Annotated in this window: 22 protein-coding genes; 9 read left to right on the plus strand and 13 right to left on the minus strand. The window is 60.5% G+C overall.

Annotation, left to right across the window (positions count from 1 at the left end):
* Window positions 1–3 precede the first annotated feature (3 nt).
* The 10 genes from JLC71_RS09290 to JLC71_RS09335 all read right to left on the minus strand — a co-directional run bounded on the left by JLC71_RS09290 (window position 4) and on the right by JLC71_RS09335 (window position 10,497).
* Window positions 4–822, minus strand: coding sequence for a polysaccharide deacetylase family protein (locus JLC71_RS09290; RefSeq protein WP_200915156.1), 819 nt, complete (start codon window positions 820–822; stop codon window positions 4–6).
* A 133-nt stretch (window positions 823–955) separates the two neighbouring features.
* Window positions 956–2,059, minus strand: a complete 1,104-nt coding sequence (locus tag JLC71_RS09295) for an ABC transporter ATP-binding protein (RefSeq protein WP_200915157.1) — start codon at window positions 2,057–2,059, stop codon at window positions 956–958.
* A gap of 52 nt (window positions 2,060–2,111) precedes the next feature.
* Window positions 2,112–2,951, minus strand: a complete 840-nt coding sequence (locus tag JLC71_RS09300; protein ID WP_236250848.1) for a carbohydrate ABC transporter permease — start codon at window positions 2,949–2,951, stop codon at window positions 2,112–2,114.
* A 91-nt stretch (window positions 2,952–3,042) separates the two neighbouring features.
* Window positions 3,043–3,918, minus strand: a complete 876-nt coding sequence (locus tag JLC71_RS09305) for a carbohydrate ABC transporter permease (protein ID WP_236250849.1) — start codon at window positions 3,916–3,918, stop codon at window positions 3,043–3,045.
* 95 nt (window positions 3,919–4,013) lie between these two features.
* Complete coding sequence (locus JLC71_RS09310; RefSeq protein WP_200915158.1) at window positions 4,014–5,264, minus strand: ABC transporter substrate-binding protein; 1,251 nt, start codon at window positions 5,262–5,264, stop codon at window positions 4,014–4,016.
* Window positions 5,265–5,443: 179 nt separating this feature from the next.
* Window positions 5,444–6,694 carry an ABC transporter substrate-binding protein gene (locus tag JLC71_RS09315; RefSeq protein WP_200915159.1) on the minus strand — a complete coding sequence of 417 codons (1,251 nt, stop codon included), beginning with the start codon at window positions 6,692–6,694 and terminating at the stop codon, window positions 5,444–5,446.
* 395 nt (window positions 6,695–7,089) lie between these two features.
* A complete protein-coding gene (locus JLC71_RS09320) occupies window positions 7,090–7,830 on the minus strand; it encodes a GntR family transcriptional regulator (RefSeq protein ID WP_200915160.1) in 741 nt (246 codons plus the stop codon).
* 22 nt (window positions 7,831–7,852) lie between these two features.
* The gene (locus tag JLC71_RS09325) at window positions 7,853–8,731 is read right to left on the minus strand and encodes a glucosamine kinase nucleotide-binding domain-containing protein (RefSeq protein ID WP_200915161.1); all 879 of its coding nucleotides are present in this window, start codon (window positions 8,729–8,731) and stop codon (window positions 7,853–7,855) included.
* 260 nt (window positions 8,732–8,991) lie between these two features.
* Window positions 8,992–9,675, minus strand: a complete 684-nt coding sequence (locus JLC71_RS09330) for a phosphoadenylyl-sulfate reductase (protein WP_200915162.1) — start codon at window positions 9,673–9,675, stop codon at window positions 8,992–8,994.
* Window positions 9,676–9,720: 45 nt separating this feature from the next.
* Entirely contained in the window at window positions 9,721–10,497 is a 777-nt protein-coding gene (locus JLC71_RS09335; RefSeq protein WP_200915163.1) for a sulfite exporter TauE/SafE family protein, read from the minus strand.
* 105 nt (window positions 10,498–10,602) lie between these two features.
* On the opposite strand from JLC71_RS09335, the gene cysB reads away from it, so the two are divergent.
* Window positions 10,603–11,544 carry an HTH-type transcriptional regulator CysB gene (gene cysB, locus JLC71_RS09340; protein ID WP_200915164.1) on the plus strand — a complete coding sequence of 314 codons (942 nt, stop codon included), beginning with the start codon at window positions 10,603–10,605 and terminating at the stop codon, window positions 11,542–11,544.
* 78 nt (window positions 11,545–11,622) lie between these two features.
* On the opposite strand, the gene JLC71_RS09345 is transcribed toward cysB, so the two are convergent.
* Window positions 11,623–12,165, minus strand: coding sequence for an NUDIX domain-containing protein (locus JLC71_RS09345; protein WP_200915165.1), 543 nt, complete (start codon window positions 12,163–12,165; stop codon window positions 11,623–11,625).
* A gap of 212 nt (window positions 12,166–12,377) precedes the next feature.
* Here JLC71_RS09345 and JLC71_RS09350 point away from each other — a divergent pair, with 212 nt between their 5' ends.
* The 4 genes from JLC71_RS09350 (at window position 12,378) to JLC71_RS09365 (ending at window position 15,413) form a co-directional block, all read left to right on the plus strand.
* Window positions 12,378–12,917 carry a YfaZ family outer membrane protein gene (locus JLC71_RS09350; RefSeq protein WP_200915166.1) on the plus strand — a complete coding sequence of 180 codons (540 nt, stop codon included), beginning with the start codon at window positions 12,378–12,380 and terminating at the stop codon, window positions 12,915–12,917.
* A 141-nt stretch (window positions 12,918–13,058) separates the two neighbouring features.
* Entirely contained in the window at window positions 13,059–13,928 is an 870-nt protein-coding gene (locus JLC71_RS09355) for an ATP-binding protein (RefSeq protein ID WP_200915167.1), read from the plus strand.
* A gap of 82 nt (window positions 13,929–14,010) precedes the next feature.
* Window positions 14,011–14,964, plus strand: coding sequence for a Nudix family hydrolase (locus tag JLC71_RS09360; RefSeq protein ID WP_200915168.1), 954 nt, complete (start codon window positions 14,011–14,013; stop codon window positions 14,962–14,964).
* Window positions 14,961–15,413 carry a hypothetical protein gene (locus JLC71_RS09365; protein ID WP_200915169.1) on the plus strand — a complete coding sequence of 151 codons (453 nt, stop codon included), beginning with the start codon at window positions 14,961–14,963 and terminating at the stop codon, window positions 15,411–15,413. Before JLC71_RS09360 ends, JLC71_RS09365 begins: the two co-directional genes overlap by 4 nt.
* Before the next feature lie 19 nt (window positions 15,414–15,432).
* Here the strand turns inward: JLC71_RS09365 and JLC71_RS09370 are convergent, their stop codons facing one another.
* The gene (locus JLC71_RS09370) at window positions 15,433–15,765 is read right to left on the minus strand and encodes a DMT family transporter (protein WP_200915170.1); all 333 of its coding nucleotides are present in this window, start codon (window positions 15,763–15,765) and stop codon (window positions 15,433–15,435) included.
* Window positions 15,766–15,875: 110 nt separating this feature from the next.
* On the opposite strand from JLC71_RS09370, the gene JLC71_RS09375 reads away from it, so the two are divergent.
* The 3 genes from JLC71_RS09375 (at window position 15,876) to JLC71_RS09385 (ending at window position 17,807) form a co-directional block, all read left to right on the plus strand.
* A complete protein-coding gene (locus tag JLC71_RS09375) occupies window positions 15,876–16,772 on the plus strand; it encodes a LysR family transcriptional regulator (protein ID WP_200915171.1) in 897 nt (298 codons plus the stop codon).
* Window positions 16,773–16,828: 56 nt separating this feature from the next.
* Window positions 16,829–17,323 carry a DUF4124 domain-containing protein gene (locus JLC71_RS09380; RefSeq protein ID WP_200915172.1) on the plus strand — a complete coding sequence of 165 codons (495 nt, stop codon included), beginning with the start codon at window positions 16,829–16,831 and terminating at the stop codon, window positions 17,321–17,323.
* A 61-nt stretch (window positions 17,324–17,384) separates the two neighbouring features.
* On the plus strand, window positions 17,385–17,807 hold the full coding sequence (locus tag JLC71_RS09385) for a c-type cytochrome (RefSeq protein ID WP_200915173.1): 423 nt from the start codon (window positions 17,385–17,387) through the stop codon (window positions 17,805–17,807).
* Window positions 17,808–17,812: 5 nt separating this feature from the next.
* Here the strand turns inward: JLC71_RS09385 and JLC71_RS09390 are convergent, their stop codons facing one another.
* A complete protein-coding gene (locus JLC71_RS09390) occupies window positions 17,813–18,667 on the minus strand; it encodes an ion transporter (RefSeq protein ID WP_200915174.1) in 855 nt (284 codons plus the stop codon).
* A gap of 232 nt (window positions 18,668–18,899) precedes the next feature.
* Here JLC71_RS09390 and JLC71_RS09395 point away from each other — a divergent pair, with 232 nt between their 5' ends.
* The gene (locus JLC71_RS09395; protein WP_200915175.1) at window positions 18,900–20,507 is read left to right on the plus strand and encodes a methyl-accepting chemotaxis protein; all 1,608 of its coding nucleotides are present in this window, start codon (window positions 18,900–18,902) and stop codon (window positions 20,505–20,507) included.
* Window positions 20,508–20,574 lie beyond the last annotated feature (67 nt).

The following is a 20,574-nucleotide window of genomic DNA, read 5'->3' on the forward strand; positions in this document are numbered from 1 at the left end:
CGCTTATTGGCTAGCGGCAGCTTGAGGCTGTACAAACTGCTGCTTGCCCGGCACACCCAGCATGGCGTCGACGGTCACAAACTCATAGCCCTGCGCCTTGAGCTTGGGAATCAGCGCATCGACCGCGGCAATGGTCCGCTCGCGCGGGCCACCACCGTCATGCATCAGCACGATGGCTTCCGGGTGAACGTAATCGGTGACCATCTTCTCGATCTCGCCCGGCATGCCCTTCTTCCACGCCACCCACCAGTCGCGGGTATCGATCGACCAGCTCACCACCTTCATGCCCTGCCCCTGCATCAGCTTGACCTCGCTGTCACTGATGTCGCCATACGGCGGCCTGAACAGCGTCGGCGCAAAACCGAGCGTCGATTGCATGATCTGCTGGGTACGTGCGACCTGATCGCGCCAGAATACCGCCGGAATCAGCTTGCTCGAATACGGGTGATTGTAGGAATGATTGGCGATCGTATGCCCCTGCTTTGCCGCATCTCGCGCAACATCCGGGCTCTTCTCCACTTGTGCACCAAGCCAGAAGAAGGTGGCGTGCACGCCATGCTTTTGCAAAACCTTCAGCAGCTCCGGCGTATTAGCGCTGGGGCCGTCGTCAAAAGTCAGCGCCACCTGCTTGCGCTGGCCCGGGCCTTCCAGCCAGTAGGTACCCGGAAAAGCCGCGGCCTGCTTCTCCATCACCTCGAGCGGTACCTGTTCCCAGCCTTCCAGATACGGCGTGCGAATTTTCTGCACCTTGTCTACCGCACCTACCACGCCACTGCATAGCATCATTGCGGCAATCACCCAGTGTTTGGCCTGAACACCCATTTGACTCTCCCATTTTGGATACCTGTCCATTCTAGGGAAAGACGCAAAATGCCGGTTTGCCTGCCTTGTCACATTCGCTTTCAGGCAAGAAAAAGGCCTGCTAAATAGCAGGCCTTTCGAGGCAATACAGGAATTACTTCGTGCGCGTGAATGCCAGACCATCGGCATCAAACAGCATCACGTGTTTTTCCGGGAAAGTAATGCGCACGCTATCACCGTACTTCAGACCCGTCATATTGGCCGGCAGCTTGACACAGAGGATCTCGTTGATGCCAGGGATCTCGATGTAAGCCAGTACGATATCGCCCAGGTGTTCGATCAGGTCGACGCGCGCCGGAATGGCGTTGGCATCTTGCGGATCGGCCAGCTGGATGTGTTCCGGACGAATACCCAACGTCACCTTGTCGCCGACCTTGCCACGGCTGGCATCAACCGAGCTGCGCACGGTCATGCCCTTGGGCAAGCGCATGACTGCTGCGCCTTGCTCGACGCCAACCAGCTGGGCTTCGAGCAGGTTCATCTTCGGCGAGCCGAGGAAGCCGGCCACGAAGAGGTTGGACGGGTTTTCGTACATCTCCAGCGGGCTACCCACCTGCTGGATGATACCGGCGTTGAACACCACGATACGATCGGCCAGCGTCATTGCTTCAACCTGATCGTGCGTCACGTAGATCATCGTGGTCTTGAGATCCTGGTGCAGCTTGGACAACTCGACACGCATGTTCAAACGCAGCGAAGCATCCAGGTTCGACAGCGGTTCGTCGAACAGGAACACCTTCGGCTCGCGAACGATCGCGCGACCGATCGCCACGCGCTGACGCTGGCCACCGGACAGTGCCTTCGGCTTGCGATCAAGCAGATGGGTGATCTGCAGAATGTCGCCAGCCTTGCTCACGCGCTCGTCAATTTCGGCCTTCGGCGTACCGGCGAGCTTGAGGGCAAAACCCATGTTCTGCGCGACCGTCATGTGCGGATACAGCGCATACGACTGGAACACCATGGCGATGCCGCGCTTGGACGAGTGGATGTCATTCGCCAGCGTGTCGCCGATGAAGAGCTCGCCATCGGTAATGTCTTCCAGACCGGCGATCATCCGCAGCATGGTCGACTTGCCGCAACCCGACGGGCCGACGAAAACGACGAACTCGCCGTCCTGGATATCCAGATCCACACCCTTGATGACGGTAACGTCCTTGGTGTAGTTTTTCTTGATGTTCTTGAGCGTAACCGAAGCCATTTTCGATTTCCTTGCAAATTCAGTTCTTGGGCGTTAGCTGATCGCGGCGGGCTTACTTCACTGCACCGTCGAGGCCGGAGATAAAGTAGCGCTGCGTGAAGGCGAAGAAGATCAGAACCGGCAGAACGGTCATGACGATCGCGGCCATCACGAGGCTGGTCGACACCGCGAACGGGCCGGTCAGGTCGTTAAACACACCGACAGCCAGCGGCAACTTGTCGCGGGTCGTGATCACGATCGAAGGCCAGAGGTAATCGTTCCACGCGTTAACGAGAGTGAAGATCGACAGCGCGGCAATCGACGGCGCCGAAACCGGCACCATCACACGCCAGAGGATCTGCAACTCGGTCGCACCATCCACACGGGCAGCATCAATCAGGTCTTGCGGAATCTGCTCGAACGCCTGCTTCATCAGGAAAATGCCGAATGCACCGGCAAAGTTCGGGATGATCGCGCCCCAGTAGCTGTCCAGCAGCCCCATATGCTTGAGGGTGATGAAGTTCGGAATGATGTTGACTTCGGACGGCAGCATCATGGTTGCGATGATGCCAACGAAAATCAGATTACGACCCGGGAATTTCAGCCGCGCCAGCGGGTAACCCGCCAGCACCGAAATCACCGCCACCGCAACAATCGTCCACAACGACATGACGGTCGAGTTCTTCAGGTAATCCAGAAACGGCATCTCGGTAAAGACGCGTTCGAACCACATCAGGCTCGGCTCGGTTGGCCAGAACGACCGCGGGAACAGCCAGGTGTTGGACGGATCGGCAGACAGACCCACCGACAGCGCCCAGACAAACGGGAAGCAGGTAAAGATAGCGAAGGCGATCAGACCGGCATATTGCCCGATCAATGCCAGCGCGCGCCGGGTCGTGCGACTAGTAGCCATATTACGGGACCTTTTTTGCGTATTGCGACCGCCCTGCGTCGTTGGGGGCAGCACCTTCTCAGCGGAATGACTGGCAGACATGGCGGGCTCCTTACTTCTTCTCGCTGAAGAAACGGAACTGCACGGCTGCGAGCATCATGCAGAAGAAGGTCACCACCAGACCGGCAGCGGCACCACGACCGAAGTTGTAGTTGCGGAATGCCTGGTCGTACACGTAATAAAGCGCGGTATAGGTATCGGCCTGACCCTTGGTCAGCACGATGATTTCCTGGAAGGATTTGATCGCGGCAATGGTAGACAACAGCGTACAGAGCAAAATTGTCGGCTTGACCATTGGAACGGTGATTTTCCAGAAACGATCCCAAGCATTGGCGCCATCCAGAATCGCGGCCTCTTCAACCTCGGCCGGAATGGCTTGCAAACCGGCAAGATACAGGACCATGTAATAACCGATACCTTTCCAGAAGGTAAAGATCATGACCATGTAAATGGCGATATCGGGATTACCCAGCCAGTCGATCTGACCATCCGGGCCTTGTGGCACCAGATGCAGCGACTGCAGCAGCCAAGTGAGCATGCCGTCGTACTTATAGACGTTGGCCCAAACGACACCGGCAATCGAGATGGCGGTAATGACCGGGATGTAATACGCCGCGCGGAAGAAGGTCATCCCCGGCAGCTTGTTGTTGACCAGCTTGGCAACAACCAGTGCAGCCACCTGAATGACCGGCACAACCAGCAGGTAAAGCAGCGAATTCTTCAACGCGTTATGGAACAGTTCTTCCTGAGCAATGTACTTGAAATGCTCGAAGTTGTTCCATGTCGCAACGCCATCGGCAATGCTGTAGTTATTAAATGCCAGGTAAGTATTATACCCTACTGGCCAAAATGTGAAGATACCCATCAGAATTAGCGCGGGGGCCAAGAACAGATAGGCAATGGCGGTATAGCTGCTTGAGTTTTTCACGGCGCAACTCGACTGTTTATATATTTATGTACGGCGGGGAAAAACGGAACTGTCGTTGCCGACAGCTCCGTTTTCAGAGAAACAGAAGCAAATGCTTACTTCTTGCCGAGCTTCTCATTCCAAGCGGCAACCACTTCATCCAGAGCCGACTTGACCGACTTGCGGCCTTCGATCGCGCTTTGAACTTCGTCTTGCAACTTCTTGGTCATTGCAGCTTCATCCGGCAGCACGCCCGGAGCAATGGTCAGAGTGCGAGCATTTTCCATCGACTTGGCAGCAACGGCACGAGCCTGGTCAACCGCATCGGCGCTCTTGGCACCAGCTTGGAAGTAGGAGTCGAGGTTAGCCTTCTTGGTCGACGGGAAGGTCGTTTCGGTAGCCTTCGAGAACGCAACTTGCTGTTCATCCGAGGTCAGGAACTTGCCCAGCTTTGCAGCTGCAGCCGGATCCTTGGTGCCCTTCGGTACAACGAAGTCCATCATCCAGGCGCCGAATGCCATCTTGCCAGCATCAGCCGGGAACGGTGCAACACCGGTCTTCTCGTAGATAGCCTTGGCATCGGTTTCGGTACGCTTCAGAGCTTGCGGCGCGGTGGTCATCATCGCGATCTTGCCCGAGTTGTACGCAGCGATTTCTTGCTCGAATTCCATCTTGAAGACGTCTTTCGGCATCACGCCAGCTTTGTACAGATCAGCAAACTTCTGCACGAAAGCAACGTGCTTCGGCGAGTTGAACACTGCCTTGCCATTTTCAACGACCGGCAGACCTGCGTAGTAGAACCAGCCCACCATGTTGCCCATCTTCGGAGCGAAAGCAGCCAGACCAGTCTTGGCCTTGATTTGCTTAGCATCAGAGACGAGCTGATCAAAGTTCTTCGGAGCCGACTTCACGCCAGCCTTGGCGAAGATGTCCTTGTTGTAGGCAATAACCGAAACCGAGTTGTACCACGGGAAGGCATACACCTTGCCATTGACAGTCACGTCCTTGAGGGCGGCAGCCAGGTAAACGTTCTTGTCAGCACCGAGGTACTGGTCCAGCGGCAGAATGTTGCCTTGCTGAGCGTACTCATGTACCCAAGGCACGTTGAAGTTGACCAGTGCCGGCGGGTTGCCAGCAGCGATCGAAGCAATCAGCTTCGGCTGGATTTGATCCCAGTTCATGTCAACCCACTTGGCTTGCAGGCCCGGGTTGGCAGCGTTGAACTTGGAAACGGACTGCTCGAAGTAGCCATTGAACTTCGGTGCGAGGTTCATGGTCCAGAATTCGAGTTCGGTAGCAGCTTGTGCTTGCAGCGCTGCGAAGCCGAAGATAGCCGCGCCAACGGTCAACATTTTTTTGAGCTTCATCTTGTCTTCCTCTTGGAGTTATCGACAAAAACGCTAAAGGCAAAGGCCTTTGCGCTACACCACATTTGACCCAGTGTCATCACTAAATCATGCGGATTGTTTATTTTGCCGGGTTAGTCTAACAGAATTCATCCCCGGCAAAATTTGATTCACTTCAACATTACAAGTAAGTGAACACCTTACTTGCTGGCGAGCTTGCCGTTCCAGAAGGCCGCTGCGTCATCCAGCGCCTGCTTGGCGGACTTGCGACCGGTCACGGCAGCCTGGACTTCATCGTTGAGCTTTTTGTTCATCGCCGCTTCGTCCGGCAGGCCGGAAACGGTCAAGGTACGCGATGCTTTGATCGCGGTCGCCGCAACCGAGGTAGCACGCTCGACCGGATCGGCCGACTTGGCACCGGACTGGAAGTAAGCGTCGTCAAGTGCCTTGTTGGTCGACGGGAAAGTAGCCGACGCCTTGGCAAAGGCCAATTGCGCTTCGTCGTTGGTCAGGAACTTACCGAGCTTGACCGCAGCGTCGACGTTCTTGTAGCCCTTAGGTACCGACCACAGGAACAGAAAACCACCGAACGGGGTCTTGCCGCCTGCTTGCGGGAAGCCTGCAACGCCGGTTTCGGCGTAGACCTTGGGTGCATCGGTCTTGGTACGCTTCAGCGCATGGCCGCCCTCAGCGAACATCGCGATCTTCTGCGAGCCGAACGCGGCGATCTGTTCTTCGAAGCCCATCTTGAAGACGTCCTTCGGGAACACGCCGCTCTTGTAGGCGGCGGCGAACTGCTCGACCAGCTTGACGTGGGCCGGGCTATTGAACGCGGCCTTGCCATCCTTCAGCACCGGCAGACCTTCGTACAGGAACCAGCCGCTAAAGCCATCGTTCAGCTTCGGCGCAAAACCGGCGACGCCCGTTTTTTCCTTGACGAGCTTGGCGGTCTGCATCAACTCGCTGAAGCTCTTCGGGGCTTCCTTGACGCCGGCCTTGGCCAGCAGGTCCTTGTTGTAGAACAGCACGCCGGTGACCTGGTACCACGGCAGACCGTAGATCTGACCGTCGTAACTCATATCCTTGTTGGCGCCTTCGGTATAAACACTCTTGAAGCTGCTCGCCTGCTTGGTGATCGGCACGATCATCTTCGATTGAGCGTATTGATCCATCCACGGCTTGGGCAGGTTCACCAGGCCCGGGACGGTGCCACTGGCGACTGCGGCGACCATACGAGCCTGGAAGGCATCCCACGGCACATCGACCCACTTGGCTTCGATATCGGTCTGTGAAGCGTTGAACTTGCCGGTCAACTCCTTCATGACGCTGTCGAATTTCGGCGACAAGCTGTTCGACCAGTACTCGACCTGCACCTTGTCGGCGGCCAGAGCGTTGAGAGAGGTGGCGGCGAATACGGCAGCGGCCAAGGCAAGGGAACGCTTCAACTTCATCGATCAATCTCCAATCCGGGCGGGTATTCCCTGACTATCCATCAAGCCGGGAAAACCTTAGTCATTCACTCTTATGCCGTCAAATCACCGTTGTTTTCTCGCATATGCGGCCGGTTGATTCGGGCGGTACGTGTAAGGTCCGCTCGACTTCAATGTGCGACCACCCGGGTCTTCACACCGCGTCTGAACGGCTCAGGCCAGATTACCGCAATTTGAAAGCAGGCAGAAATTGACGGGGCGCGAGCCCAAGCGGGAGTACAGGAACGAGATCGGCGGCCCGAAAAACCCGCCAGCCGGTGGCATGCGTTTGGCACGTAGCCGACAACAAACCGGATGACCGGGCAACTACATGACAACCAAAGAAAGAACCGATTTTTTCGTTTTCAATCAGCAAATTAACAGTGAAGCTCAACAACAAAATCGTAGTAATCGCTACGGAAGTACGAATGCGTAAGCTCAACAGCCGTGCCATTTTCAAGAAATCCAACCCGAGTCAGGTGGAGCATGGCGGATCCCAGCGGCACATTGGCGAGCGTTGCCAGTGCTTCGGACGCATTGATTGCGCCGATATTTTGTATCGCACGTACAACACCAAGGCGGCGATCACGCATAAATTCATAAAGAGAATCCCCTACCTCGGCCGGCTCGGGCACCAGATGATAGGGCAGCGTGGTTTCCTCAATCGCCATGATCACATCGCTGGCGGTACGCACCCGCAGTAGCCGGCTCACCCGGCTGTTGGGTGCCAGATTGAGCTTGAGCAGCTCCTCGGGCGTCGCGGTGGCAACTTCACGCCTGAGCCATTTCGAGCCCGGCGTAAAACCGCGCTGTTTGAGCACTTCCGACAAATTGGTCAGCCGGGTCAGTGACTGCTCAAGCTTCGGCGTGATGTAAGTTCCCGCCCCCTGGCGCCGGATGATCATGCCCTGCTCGTACAGGAGATCGAGCGCCTTGCGCGCGGTCACGCGCGAAACGCCGAGCACCTCGCAAAAAGTGCGCTCGGACGGCAACGGATCATCGGCTTTCCAGAAGCCCGCATGAATCGCTGCCGCGAGCTTGTGGCCAAGCTGGAGGTAAAGCGGCGTCGCACTGTCCGGATCGGGCTTGAGGACGAGCAATTTGGCGGGTGCTTGCATGCGACGCTTCTCCAGCCCTGACTCAGGCGACTGCGCGGCGGATCAGAATCAGCGCACCAGCACACGAATCGGCTTGTGGCCGCGTGGTGCTGGCAAGAAAATCGACCGGAATGTACGGGCACAGCGCTTCGGACAGGCCACCACCGCAAATCGCGATAGGCAGCGTGGGCGAAGTGCGGCGCAGCGCTTGGCCGATGATTTCGATTTCGCGACCGGCATCGAGCAGAAAAGACTCCGCCACCAGATCACGCTCGCCAAACTCGACCACGATGGGCGACAACGAGGCGCATTCGCCCTGCTTCATCTGCCCCATCCAGGCGAAGATCGCTTCTTTGGTTTCGCCAACGACGCTCATCAGCTTGCGGCTGAAATCGGTCACCGGCTGGCGGCCATCGAACACGCGCTGCACATGGTTGATCGCCTTGAGGCCGAGATACGCCCCCGAACCTTCGTCCGAAGTCGGGAAACCCCAGCCGCCGACTTCAAGCCGCGTACCGTCGGCCAGCCAGGCTTCGCCGATCGACCCGGTGCCAATGGCAATGATCGCGCCGAATTCGCCCTTGTGAGCACCAAGCAAAGTCGAAAAACCGTCGGTCTCGACGATGATCTTCGCGAACCCCGGATTCTTCTGTTCGAACTCGTCCGCCCAAGCACGGTTGTGTACGCCCGACAAACCCAGACCCACCGCGCAACGCGAGAAATCGGGCGCGGTCACGCCAATGGCGGCAAAACCGTCATTGATGGCCTGGAGGATATTGGTCCACGCCTTGTCGACCCCCTGCCCTAGCGCCGATGCACCGGCTTCGGCGCGAATTTTCTCGATCCCGTCGAGACCGGAGATACAGATGCGCGTACCGGTACCGCCACCGTCGACACCGATCAGATATTCAATTTGACTCATGGCCCGTCCTCATCATCGTTATATGTGCATCGCTTTAAGACCACTGGCTTGATACTTCAATACCAGTGAGCTGCGTTTGCCTTGCCAAGGCCAGCGTTTGTTCGGACCGCATGGTTGTCGGTACGAACCAGGCCGAATCGGGCAAGGACACCAATTTATGTGCGCCCCTCCGCCATGTCAACGAACGCTGATAGACCTGCATCCAGAAATGACAACGCCCGCGTCGGCGGGCGTTGTACAGGGCGACCAGCGGCTCGCAATCAGTGCTTTGCGTGCAAACCACATTCCTTGAATTCGGGGTTTTCCCACCACCAGCGGCCGGCGCGGACGTCCTCTCCCGCTGCAATCGAGCGGGTACAGGGCGCGCATCCAATCGACGGATAGTGTTTATCGTGCAGCGCGTTGTACGGCACCTTGTTGGCCTTGATGTAGGCCCAGACGTCTTTCTCGGTCCATTCAAGCAGCGGATTGAATTTCTCCATCCCGTTGCCGTCATCGAACTCCTGATGCGCCATATCGGTACGCGTCGGCGATTGCTCGCGCCGCAAGCCGGTCACCCAAGCCTTCTTGCCCGACAAGGCACGTGCCAGCGGCTCGAGCTTGCGGATACGGCAGCACTCCTTGCGCAGATCGACCGAATCGTAAAAGGCATTGATGCCGTTCCGGTTCACATACGCCTCCACCGACTCGGCGCGCGGAAAGAACACCAGCACTTTCTTCGCCGGATACTGCTCACCGGTTTTCTGCATCAGGTCGTACGTTTCGGTCGGCAAGCGGCCGGTATCGAGACTGAAAATGTCGATGCCGATTTCATGCCGGGCGATCAGGTCGGTGATCACCATGTCCTCGGCGCCGTACGAGTTGGCGAATACCGCCGGGCTGTATTCGGCGGCAATGCGCTTGAGCAGCGCCACGGTTACCGCCAGCTTGTCTTCCATGCTCATGCGAACTCCAGAATGCGGTTGGGCCTATCTTATATAGATAGGTGATCAAAATACCAGCTTGGCGCCGGTCACCACCAGCATCACCGCCAGCAGCGGGCGCAGCACATGGTCGGGAACACGGCCGGCCAAGCGGCTGCCTAAGTAAATCGCCGGCAGGGAGCCGACCAAAAGGTTGCCGAGCAGATGCCAATCGATATTACCAAGCCCCATGTGACCAAGACCGGCGACCAGCGTCAGCGGCACCGCATGGGCGATTTCGGTGCCGACGAGGCGCGTTGTCGGCAGCAGCGGATACAACATGAAGAGGGCGACAGTCCCCAAGGCGCCAGCACCGATCGAGGTGAGCGTGACGATCACGCCGAGCAAAATGCCCACCACAACGGTGTAAACATTGCGGCTCGAATCGGGCATCGACAACCAGTCGCTGGCGTGGCGTTGTGCCAGTTTCAACAGTTTCTGCTTGAAGACAATCGCAACCGAAGTCAGCAGCAGGGCGATGCCCAGACCGGTTTTGATGACCCGGTTCACGGTATCGATATCGCCATGCCAGTTATGCAGCAGCAACACCGTCAACGCAGCGGCCGGCACACTGCCGGCGGCGAGCCAGCCGGTGATGCGCCAGTCGATGTTACGGGCACGCTGGTGCACGACCACGCCGCCCGATTTGGTAATCGCGGCATAGAGCAAATCGGTGCCGACTGCAGTGGCCGGGCTGATGCCGAAAAACAGCAGGATAGGCGTCATCAGCGAGCCCCCGCCGACGCCGGTCATGCCGACCACGAAGCCCACAACGAGTCCTGCAATGATGTAAGCCAGTTCCATGCCGCGCCATTCCTTGATTTGAGCGGCGATGATAGCAACGGCTTTTATAGCAACTTAGATTGATATGTTAGGATAATAGAATCCTCGGTTATTTGAATATCGGCCATGAAACTGCAACAGCTGCGCTATCTCGTCGAAGTCGCCAAACAGGGTCTCAATGTCTCCGAGGCGGCCGAAAAACTGCACACATCACAGCCAGGAATTTCCAAGCAGATCCGTCTGCTGGAGGATGAACTGGGTGTGCAGATCTTCATCCGCAACGGCAAGCGCGTGGTCGACGTGACCGCGCCGGGCCGCGAGATCCTGAAGATTTCCGAGCGGATGCTGATGCAGGCGCAGAACCTCAAGCGCATCGGCGAAGAGTTCGTCAATGTCGAGGGCGGCAGCCTGACCATCGCCACCACGCACACGCAGGCGCGCTATGCGCTGCCGAAGACGATCAAGGCCTTTTTGTCGCGCTATCCGAAGGTGCGGCTGTCGATCAAGCAAGGCAGCCCGACCCAGATCAGTGAAATGGTCGTCGACGGCGAGGCCGATATCGCCATCGCCACCGAGGGCATCGACCACTATCCCGAACTGGCGATGCTCGATTGCTACGACTGGAACCGCGATGTGGTCGTCCCCAAGGATCATCCGCTCACCGGATTGACCCGGCCGCTGACCTTGGCCGACGTCGCCGCCTACCCGCTGATCACCTACGATTTCGCGTTTACCGGGCGCAACAAGATCAACAATGCGTTTGAAATGGCGGGCCTGTCGCCAAACGTGGTGCTGACGGCCATCGACACCGACGTCATCAAGACCTATGTATCGCTGGGGCTGGGCGTCGGCATTATCGCGGCGATGGCCTTCGAGCCTGAGCGCGACAGCAACCTGGTGGCGATCAATGCCAGCCATCTGTTCGAGTCGTCGACCACGCGCATTGGCCTGCGCCGCGATGCCTATCTGCGCGGCTATGCCTTCGATTTCATCTCGCTGTTCGCGCCACAACTGACACGCGAGATCGTTCAGGGTGCGCTGATGTGCGATGTCGACGATGCCGACTGAGTGATCGCGCCACAAGCGTAGTCAGAACGACACAACCCCGCCCGCAAGCGGGGTTGTTTGTTTTTAAGCCAGCCCGGATCAGCGCTTCTGCTGTGCCCAGAAGACACCGGCCACCGTTTTGGCATCGGTGATCGTTCCGTCGAGCACGCCGGCGACCAGCGCATTGAGCGAAATCGCCACCGTTTCGACGAACTCTCCCTCGTCGAGCTTCGCCTCGCCCGCCGTCAGCTCGCGCGCGAGGAATAAATGAATCTCCTCGGTCGCGTAGCTGATGACCGGATGGATCAGGCCGAGGTAATCCCACTGGGCGGCGGTATAGCCGGTTTCTTCTTCAAGTTCGCGCTGCGCGCAGGCCAGCAGCGACTCGCCGGCGTCGAGCTTGCCGGCCGGAAACTCGATGAACACCCGGTTCAGCGGATAGCGGAACTGCCGCTCCATCAGCAAGCGCCCATCCGGCAGCACCGGAATCACCATCACCGCACCGGGATGCACCACATATTCGCGCACCGCCTGACTGCCATCGGGCAAGCGCACGTTATCGCGGTTGATATGCAGCAACGCGCCGTCGTAAACGCGTTCACCATCAATACGGGTTTCGATCAGGTGCTGGTCGTCTTGCATGCGGAGGAGTCCTGAAATCGGCAATAGCGGAGGCGGCCAGTGTAGCGCCGATCCGGGTCATTCCGGTGACAGGCCGCCGGTGCTAAACGATCCGAATGACGCTGTCCAACCCCAAATAATCACACCCCACAACGATGGCGGAGACGCTTATTCTTCCACTCATCAATTTGCCGGCCATGTAAGTGTCGGCACGCGCTCACAGGATGAACACCATGCAACACCTCAAAAAAGCGCTGTTTGCGGCCCTCCTGGCCGTCTCGGCCACCGCCGCCCAGGCCATCGAAGTCAACGGTAGCGCCGGTGACGCGTATCAGCACATCGACGGCAATGCATCCATGCTCGGGATCGATTTCTCGGCCGACTGGACCCACAACGATCACAAGGGCGAAGTGGGTGGCGTGGGCATCGGCATCAAACTGCCGGTACCGGTGGTCGACATCGCCCTCGGCGGCAAGGCCGTGTACCTGTCGCCGACCGATATGGATACCGAATACGCGGCAGCACTCGGTGGCCGTTTCACCGTGCCGCTGGGCGAGCACTTTGCCATGTACGGCAGCGCCTATTACGCGCCGGACGGTTTTGCCAGCGGCAACGTCAAGACCTTTACCGACGCAGCCATCGGCGTGCGCTGGAACATCATCAAACCGGTTTCGATCGACGTTGGTTACCGCTACACCGCGATCGACCGCGACAACGGCGGTGAGATCCGCATCGCCGACGGCGTCTACGGCGGGCTGGGCGTGCGTTTCTAAGCGCCTGTCTCACTTGGCGGCTGCGGTAGCACTGCAGCATCCAGCATCACAAAAAGGGAGCCATATGCTCCCTTTTTGTATCTGAGCCGCCATCGTCACGGCAGGTAAGATAACGCTCTGACCCGCCCCACCGGAACGACGATGAATGACGCCTGGCTCCCCTCTGTTCTCGATCTGCTCGCCCGTGGCGAGCGCCTGCTCGGCGAGTACGAGCGTCGGCTGCCGGCGCTGCCGCCTGGCAACGACTGGCAGGCGCAAGCGTATCGCTGGCGCAGCTTTGATGGCCGCGGCGCGCTGCAGCCGGTCTTGCATCCGCATGTGATCACGCTCGATTCGCTGTGCAATATCGAGCGGCAAAAGAATCTGCTGGTCGCCAATACCCGTCAGTTCGTCGAAGGCCGGCTCGCCAACAACGTGCTGCTGACCGGTTCACGCGGTTGCGGCAAGAGTTCCTTGGTCAAGGCGGCATGGAACGCGTTCAAGGATCACGGCCTGCGGCTGATCGAGGTCGAAAAAACCCATCTGACCGATCTGCCCGACATCGTCGAGCTGGTCGCCGACCGGCCGGAACGTTTCATCCTGTTTTGCGACGACCTCAGTTTCGAGGAAGGCGATTGGGGTTATCAGGCGCTGAAGACCGCGCTCGACGGCTCGATAGCCGCGCCGAGCGCCAATGTACTGATTTACGCGACCTCGAACCGCCGCCATCTGGTGCCCGAGTATTTCAGCGAAAACGCCCAGACGCGCTACGACGGCGACGAGATCCATGTCGCCGAGGCGATCGAAGAAAAGGTCGCGCTGTCGGAACGCTTCGGCCTGTGGCTGTCGTTCTACGGTTTCGATCAGAACGACTACCTGAACGCGTGCAAGCTGTGGCTGCGGAATTTCGGCATCACCGGCTGGGATGAACACACCGAGCGCGAGGCGCTGCAATGGGCGCAAGGGCGCGGCTCGCGCAGCGGCCGGGTGGCGTGGCAGTTTGCGCGCGACTGGTCGGGCAAGGCCGGCTGAGCCGGCGTACTTTTGCCACGGCGACAAGGCCACAGGCCGGGCTACGGTACAATCGGGCCGATCTGACCAACCCTTGTGCGCCATGACCCACGCCCGCATTACCCACGTCGCCGCCGGCATCCTGCTTCGCCCGGAAGGCGGCTTCCTGCTCGGCAGTCGCCCGGTCGGCAAACCCTATGCCGGCTACTGGGAATTCCCCGGTGGCAAGCTTGAAGCTGGCGAAACCGCGCTCGACGCCTTGAAGCGCGAGCTGCACGAGGAAATGGGCATCGCCGTCACCGCGGCAACGCCGTGGCTGGTGCAGACCTTCACCTATCCGCATGCGACGGTGCGTCTGCAGTTCTTCCGCGTCACCGCCTGGGAAGGCGAACCGCAAGCGCACGAAGGCCAGGCCTTCGCCTGGCAAACCCCGGGTGCCCTGAACGTGTCGCCTATCCTGCCGGCCAACGGCCCCATCCTGCGCGGCTTGGCCTTGCCGCCGGCGCTGGCGCTATCAAGCGCCGGCACGCTTGGCAGCGACGCCTGGCTGGCCCGACTCGACGAAAGACTGGCGCGCGGCCTGCGCTGGCTGGTGCTGCGCGAGCCGCAGCTCGATCCGGCCAGCTATCGCGAACTGGCAACAACGGTGCTCGCGCGCGCGCGCCGCCACGGTTGCCGGGTGTTGCTGCATGGCGATATCGCGCTGGCGCAAGCACTCGGTGCCGACGGTGTGCAACTGCCGGCCCGACTCGCCGCAACCCTGGCAAAACGCCCGCGCGGCATCGACTGGCTCGGTGTTTCGGCGCACAACGCGGCCGAACTGGCGATCGCACAACGCATCGGCGCCGATTACGCGCTGATCGGCCACGTTCGCGATACCGCATCGCATCCGGGCGAGCCCGCACTGGGCTGGGACGGTTTCGCCGCGCTCACCGGCAGCGGCTGGCCTTTCCCGATTTACGCGATCGGCGGCATGAGCGATGCCGACATCGCGACCGCACAAGTCCACGGCGGCCACGGCGTCGCCCAACTCTCTATGGCCTGGAGCCAAGCATGAAAGACAAGATGTTGAAACGCGCGCTATTGCGCGTTGCCGCGGTGCTGCTGATTGCCTTCGGCGCCGCCTGGTACTACGGCTGGGTTCATCCGCAATACTGGTTCCGCAATTACGAGGTCAACACCATCGTCACCCAGCAGTGCGACGATCTCGTCGCCGGCTGCCGCTTCCGGCTGGAAAACCACGACTACGTACTGAAGAGCCGTGGCCCGGTTACCACCCAGGCACCGGTGGAACTGGTGCTGAGCGGCAAGGCCGACAAGGTCAGCGCCGAATGGGCGATGGCCGGCATGGATATGGGCAGCGCCCGCTACACGCTGCAACGCGACGGCGAAGGCTGGCGCGCATCGACGATTCTGCCGGTCTGCAGCCAGAAGCGGCAGGACTGGCAGCTGACGCTGAACATCGACCGCAACCGGGTCGTGCTGCTGACGAAATCGCAGCGATAGGTCGGCGCCCGACCACGGCTCAGTGCGCCCCGGTCGCCGAGAACAACTGGATCACCGCGACGCCGGCAATGATCAGCGCAATCCCGATCCACGCAGCCAGATCGGGCACCTGCTTGTACAGCACGCTGGCGACCAGCGTCACCAGCACGATGCCGGCGCCGCACCAGATTGCGTAGGCGATGCCGACCGGCACGGTTTTCATCACCTGCATCAGCAGGTAGAACGCCGTCGCATAGCCAAGCACGACAAAAATACTGGGAATCAGCCGGGTAAACCCGTCCGACGCCTTGAGGCTGCTGGTGGCGATCACTTCGGCGACAATCGCCACGCCCAGCATCAGATAACTTTTCATTTCCTACATCCTCTCCAGTTCAGCCGGCCTTCGCGGTGGCGAGTGCCGAACGGCATCTTATGCAAACAAGCCGATACCCATAAGTTGGATTCCATCTGATAATCAGATGGATGAACTGGACCCACGAACAACTTGCCACCTTTGTCACCGCCGCCGACGCCGGCTCGTTTTCGGCGGCGGCACGCCGGCTGGGGCGGGCGCAATCGGCGGTCAGCAGTGCGATTGCGCTGCTCGAAGCCAGCCTCGACGTCGCACTATTCGATCGCAGCACGCGAACCCCGGTATTGACTGACGCCGGCCGCGTGCTGCTCGGTGAAGCGCGTGAACTACTGCGGCAGCGGCAACACTTCGAAAACCGCGCCTTCGCGCTCGGCAGCCAGGTGCCGGGACAGATCACGCTGGCGCTCGACGAAGGCCTGCCGTATCTGCCGGCGATGAAACTGCTCGCCGATTTCGCCGCCGCCTATCCGCAACTCGATGTCACCGTGCTGAACTGCTCGGCGGCGGAAATCGCCGAATGGGTCGCCGACGGCCAGGTCGACGCCGGCCTGTCTTTCCGCCGGCGCGGCGACGACAGCGCGATCGAGTCCGAACCGGTCGGCGCGGTACCGCGGGTGATCGTCACCGGCATCGAGCATCCGCTGGCCGGCCTGAGCACGATCAATCGCAACGAACTGGCGCGACACCGGCAACTGATCGTGATGCCGCGCACCGGTGCCGAGGATGGCGACGACGACGAACGCATCAGCCCGCAGGCCTGGCATTCGGACAGCCTGTACGCGGTCGCCGAGCTGGCGGCATTCGGCATCGGCTGGGCGGTGGTGCCGCGCAACGTTGCGCGCTACCCGACGCTGGCCGGCCGGCTGGTCGAGCTGGCGGCCGGCGATGTGGCGTTCAGCGCGCTGGAGGTGCGCTTGTGCTGGCGAACCGGCCGCGGCGACTGGCCGATACTCGGCTGGCTGCGGCGCTATCTGGCGCAGGCGGTGTTTGCCGCTGACGACAAATAAGCCGCAGCGGGCACGAACGGGTGACGTTCGCAGGCAGATTTGAAACAATGGCCTCCTTGACCAAGTCAGCCACCAAGCCAGCCATCATGCGCCGCCTGTTCGCCATTTCCGCCCTGATGTTGTCGCTGACCGCCTGGGGCAAGGTCTACCAATGGCGCGATGCCGACGGCCGCGTCCATTACAGCGATCAGCCGCCGGCCGGGCAAACCAGCCGCGAACGTACGATCAAGCCGAACGTGATCGGCAATGCGGCCAAACCCGCCGCCAGCGCGCCACAGGCCAAGGGGCCGGCGGTGGTGCTGTACACCAATCCGCAATGCGGCCAGCCATGCGCGCTGGCGGTGATGCTGCTGGATGCCCGTAGTGTCGATTACGAAGTCCGCAACCCGGCCAGTTCCGATGCGCAGCTGCTGGATTTTTACAAGGCCACCGGCCAGACCCAGCTGATTCCGCCGGTGCTGCAGGTCGGTACCGATATCTACCGGATCTGGGATCCGCAACTGTGGTCGGCGGCGCTGGCCCGCGCCGGCTACCTTATTACCCAGCGCTGAGCGGACGAGGCTTTGGCATCATCGGCGTTTTGCCGATATCCTCTCGCCGATGTACTCATCCATGACACGTTTTGCGCTGGCGCTCATCGCAGCCGCGCTACTTGCCGGCTGCTCAAAAACCGACCCCGACTCACCGGGCGCGCAACGCCAGGCCATCTTCAAGGACATGCTCAGAACCAGCGAAGCGCTCGGCGGCATGATTCGTGGCCGCAGCAGCTACGATGCGGCCAGTTTTCAGGCCGGCGCACTCAAGCTCAAAGCACTGGCATCGGCGCCGTGGTCGCACTTTCCCGAATTCGACGCCAGCGGCCCCAGCAGCGCCGGCGCAGCTGATTTCCACGCCGCAGCACAAAAGCTGGAAAGTGCCGCCACCCAGCTCGCCGCGCAAACCGGCACCGGCGTGACCATGGCCGACGTCCGTCCGCACTTTGCTGCGGTCGAAGAATCGTGCACGGCCTGCCACAAGCAGTTCCGCCCCGAGTAAGCGCGCTAACGCGGGGTCGCGGCAGGCAGGTTGCTGCCGCAGGCCTTGCAGAAGCGCGCATCGCCATCGTGATCGGCCGAATCGCAAGCACCACAGCGGCGTAACAACTGTTTTTCGTCGTCGCGCACCCGCGCGAACTCGGCCGAGACGATGCCGGTCGGCACCGCGAGGATGCCGTAGCCCATCAGCGTCACCAGCGCCGCCAAACCCTGGCCGAGGCCGGTTTTCGGCGTCAGATCGCCGTAGCCGAGCGTGGTCAGCGTGACGATGGCCCAGTAAATGCCGCGCGGAATCGAGGTAAAGCCGTTGGCCTCGCCTTCGATCACGAACATCAGCGTGCCGAGCACGATGGCCATCATCAGCATCACGTAGATAAAGATCATGATCTTGCGCCGGCTCGCCGCCAGCGCCTGGGTGATCGCGCTGCTGGCATTGAGGTAGCCGGCGAGCTTGAGCACCCGAAACACCCGCAACAGCCGCAGCACGCGGATATCGGTGAGATAGATGCTCTGCGGCAGGAACAGGCCCATATACGTCGGCAGGATGGACAGCAGATCGATCAAGCCCAGCGGGCTGGTGATATAGCGCCACGGTCTGGCGACGCAGGCGATGCGCACGATGTATTCGGCGGTGAACAGCAGCGTAAAGCCCCATTCCAGCGCCGTGAACACCCCGCCCCACTGCGCGCGGATGCTGGCGACGCTGTCGAGCACCACCGTGAGCACCGACAGCACAATGGCGACCAGCAGGCAGACGTCGAAGCACTTGCCGGCCGGCGTGTCGGCTTCAAAAATGATCGTGTACAGACGGCGCTGCCAGCCAGGGGCTGACGGTTTGAGCGCGGCGGATAAGGCGGACATGTCGCGGCCCCGGCGAAATGGACAACCCGACAGTTTACCGTGTTGCCACAGGCGGACCTGCGATCAGGTCAAGCTCCGGCCATTGCCGACCTCGCCCCCGCCCGGTCAGAGACCAAGTGCCAAGCCATAACTGCCGCTCGACGGACATGCAAAAGATTCAAGCAAGTTAAATGACAGAAATAAGAAGGCTGACGCTATAACAGAAGAACCTTTTTGTGTGTGGAGCTTCAAGATGACCATCTCAGCCCGGCTGGTTCTCACCTTTGCCATCGCCTTGTTTTCCCTGCTGTTCATCGGCGGCTTCGGACTCTGGCAACTGAAGCAGGCGCAACAGCGTTTCGACGAAGTCCAGATCCGCAGCCTTGCCAGCTTCACCGAACTGAATAGCGCCAAGGATGGTGTCGACAGCCTGCGTCTTTCGGCCTACAAGCATGTACTGAGCACCAACGCCGCCGAGCAGCAACGCTGGCAGAAGGACATCGACCAGCGTCTGGTCACGGTCGATACCGCACTGCAAAATTATGCAAAAACCTATGTGTTCGATGCCGAAGACCAGCGCCTGCTGGCCGCCGACAAGGCTGGCTGGGCCGCCTATCGCACGCAGCTGGCCACCGCGCTGGAGCACTCGCGTGCTCGCGATCTGGACGGTGCCCGCCTCGCGCTGAACCAGAATCGCGGCAGCAAGCTGCACCAGATACTGAATACGCATATCGAACACAATATGCGGGAAGCCGCAGCGCTGGCGGCGACCAATGCCGCCGCCTACGAGCACACCATGCGCTGGACCATCGGCGTGGTGCTCGCCTGCCTGCTGCTGACCGCCGTCCTCGCCGGCCAACTGTTCGCCCACATCCGCACCGGTCTGTCGGCGATTCAGCACACACTCAGACACGTCGCCGAAACGCTCGACTTCACCCAGCGCGTTCGCGCGCAGCGCAATGACGAAATCGGCCTGACCGCGACGGCATTCAATCGCCTGCTCGACCGCCTGCAAGCCAACCTCAAATCGATGATGGCGCTCGCCAGCGAGGTCGCCGGCTCGGCACGTACGCTCAACGAATCGGCGGAACAGGTGTCCACTGCTGCCAGCTCACAAAGCGAGGCATCGGCCAGTATCGCCGCCACGGTCGAGGAAATGACCGTCAGTGTCAGCCAGGTCGCCGAACGCGCCACCGATGCCCGGCAGATGGCCGCGCAATCGGGTCAACTGGCCGCCTCCGGCTCGGCCACCGTCAGCCAGACGGTGCAGGACATCCGCAGCATCGCCGATGCGGTGCAAACCGCCGCAGCCACCATCCGCGAGCTCGAAGCGCACAGCGCCGAAGTCAGCTCGGTGGTACAGGTGATCAAGGAGGTCGCCGACCAGACCAATCTGCTGGCGCTGAATGCTGCGATCGAAGCCGCCCGCGCCGGGGAAAACGGTCGCGGTTTCGCCGTCGTCGCCGACGAAGTACGCAAGCTGGCCGAGCGCACGACCCAGTCGACGCAGCAGATCGCCGACACCATCGAGGCCATGCGCCTCAGCGCCGCCAGTGCCAACGACAAGATGCTGTCCGCCGAAACCTACGCCCGTGACGGGGTCGAGCGGGTCGATGCCACCGACTCGGCCATCCACCGGATCGGCGAATCTGCCGGCGCCACCGCGGACGTCGTCGGTGAAATCGCCTTGTCGATCCGCGAGCACGGCGCGGCCAGCAATACCATCGCCGGCCAGATCGAACGGATCGCGCAAATGGCCGAGCAGGCCAGCGCCGCCGCCGAGCGCAGCCGCAGCAGCGCGCACTCGCTCGACCAGCTGGCCGCGCAGCAGATGCAGACACTGCAGCAATACGCGCTGTGAGTGCCTGCCGCCGGGGGGCGCAGCGCGCCGCCCGGCAAGAAGCGCCCGGCCTGATAGAATCAGGGCA

It is taken from the genome of Jeongeupia sp. HS-3 (assembly GCF_015140455.1).
In the GTDB taxonomy this organism is placed as follows: Bacteria; Pseudomonadota; Gammaproteobacteria; order Burkholderiales; family Chitinibacteraceae; genus Jeongeupia.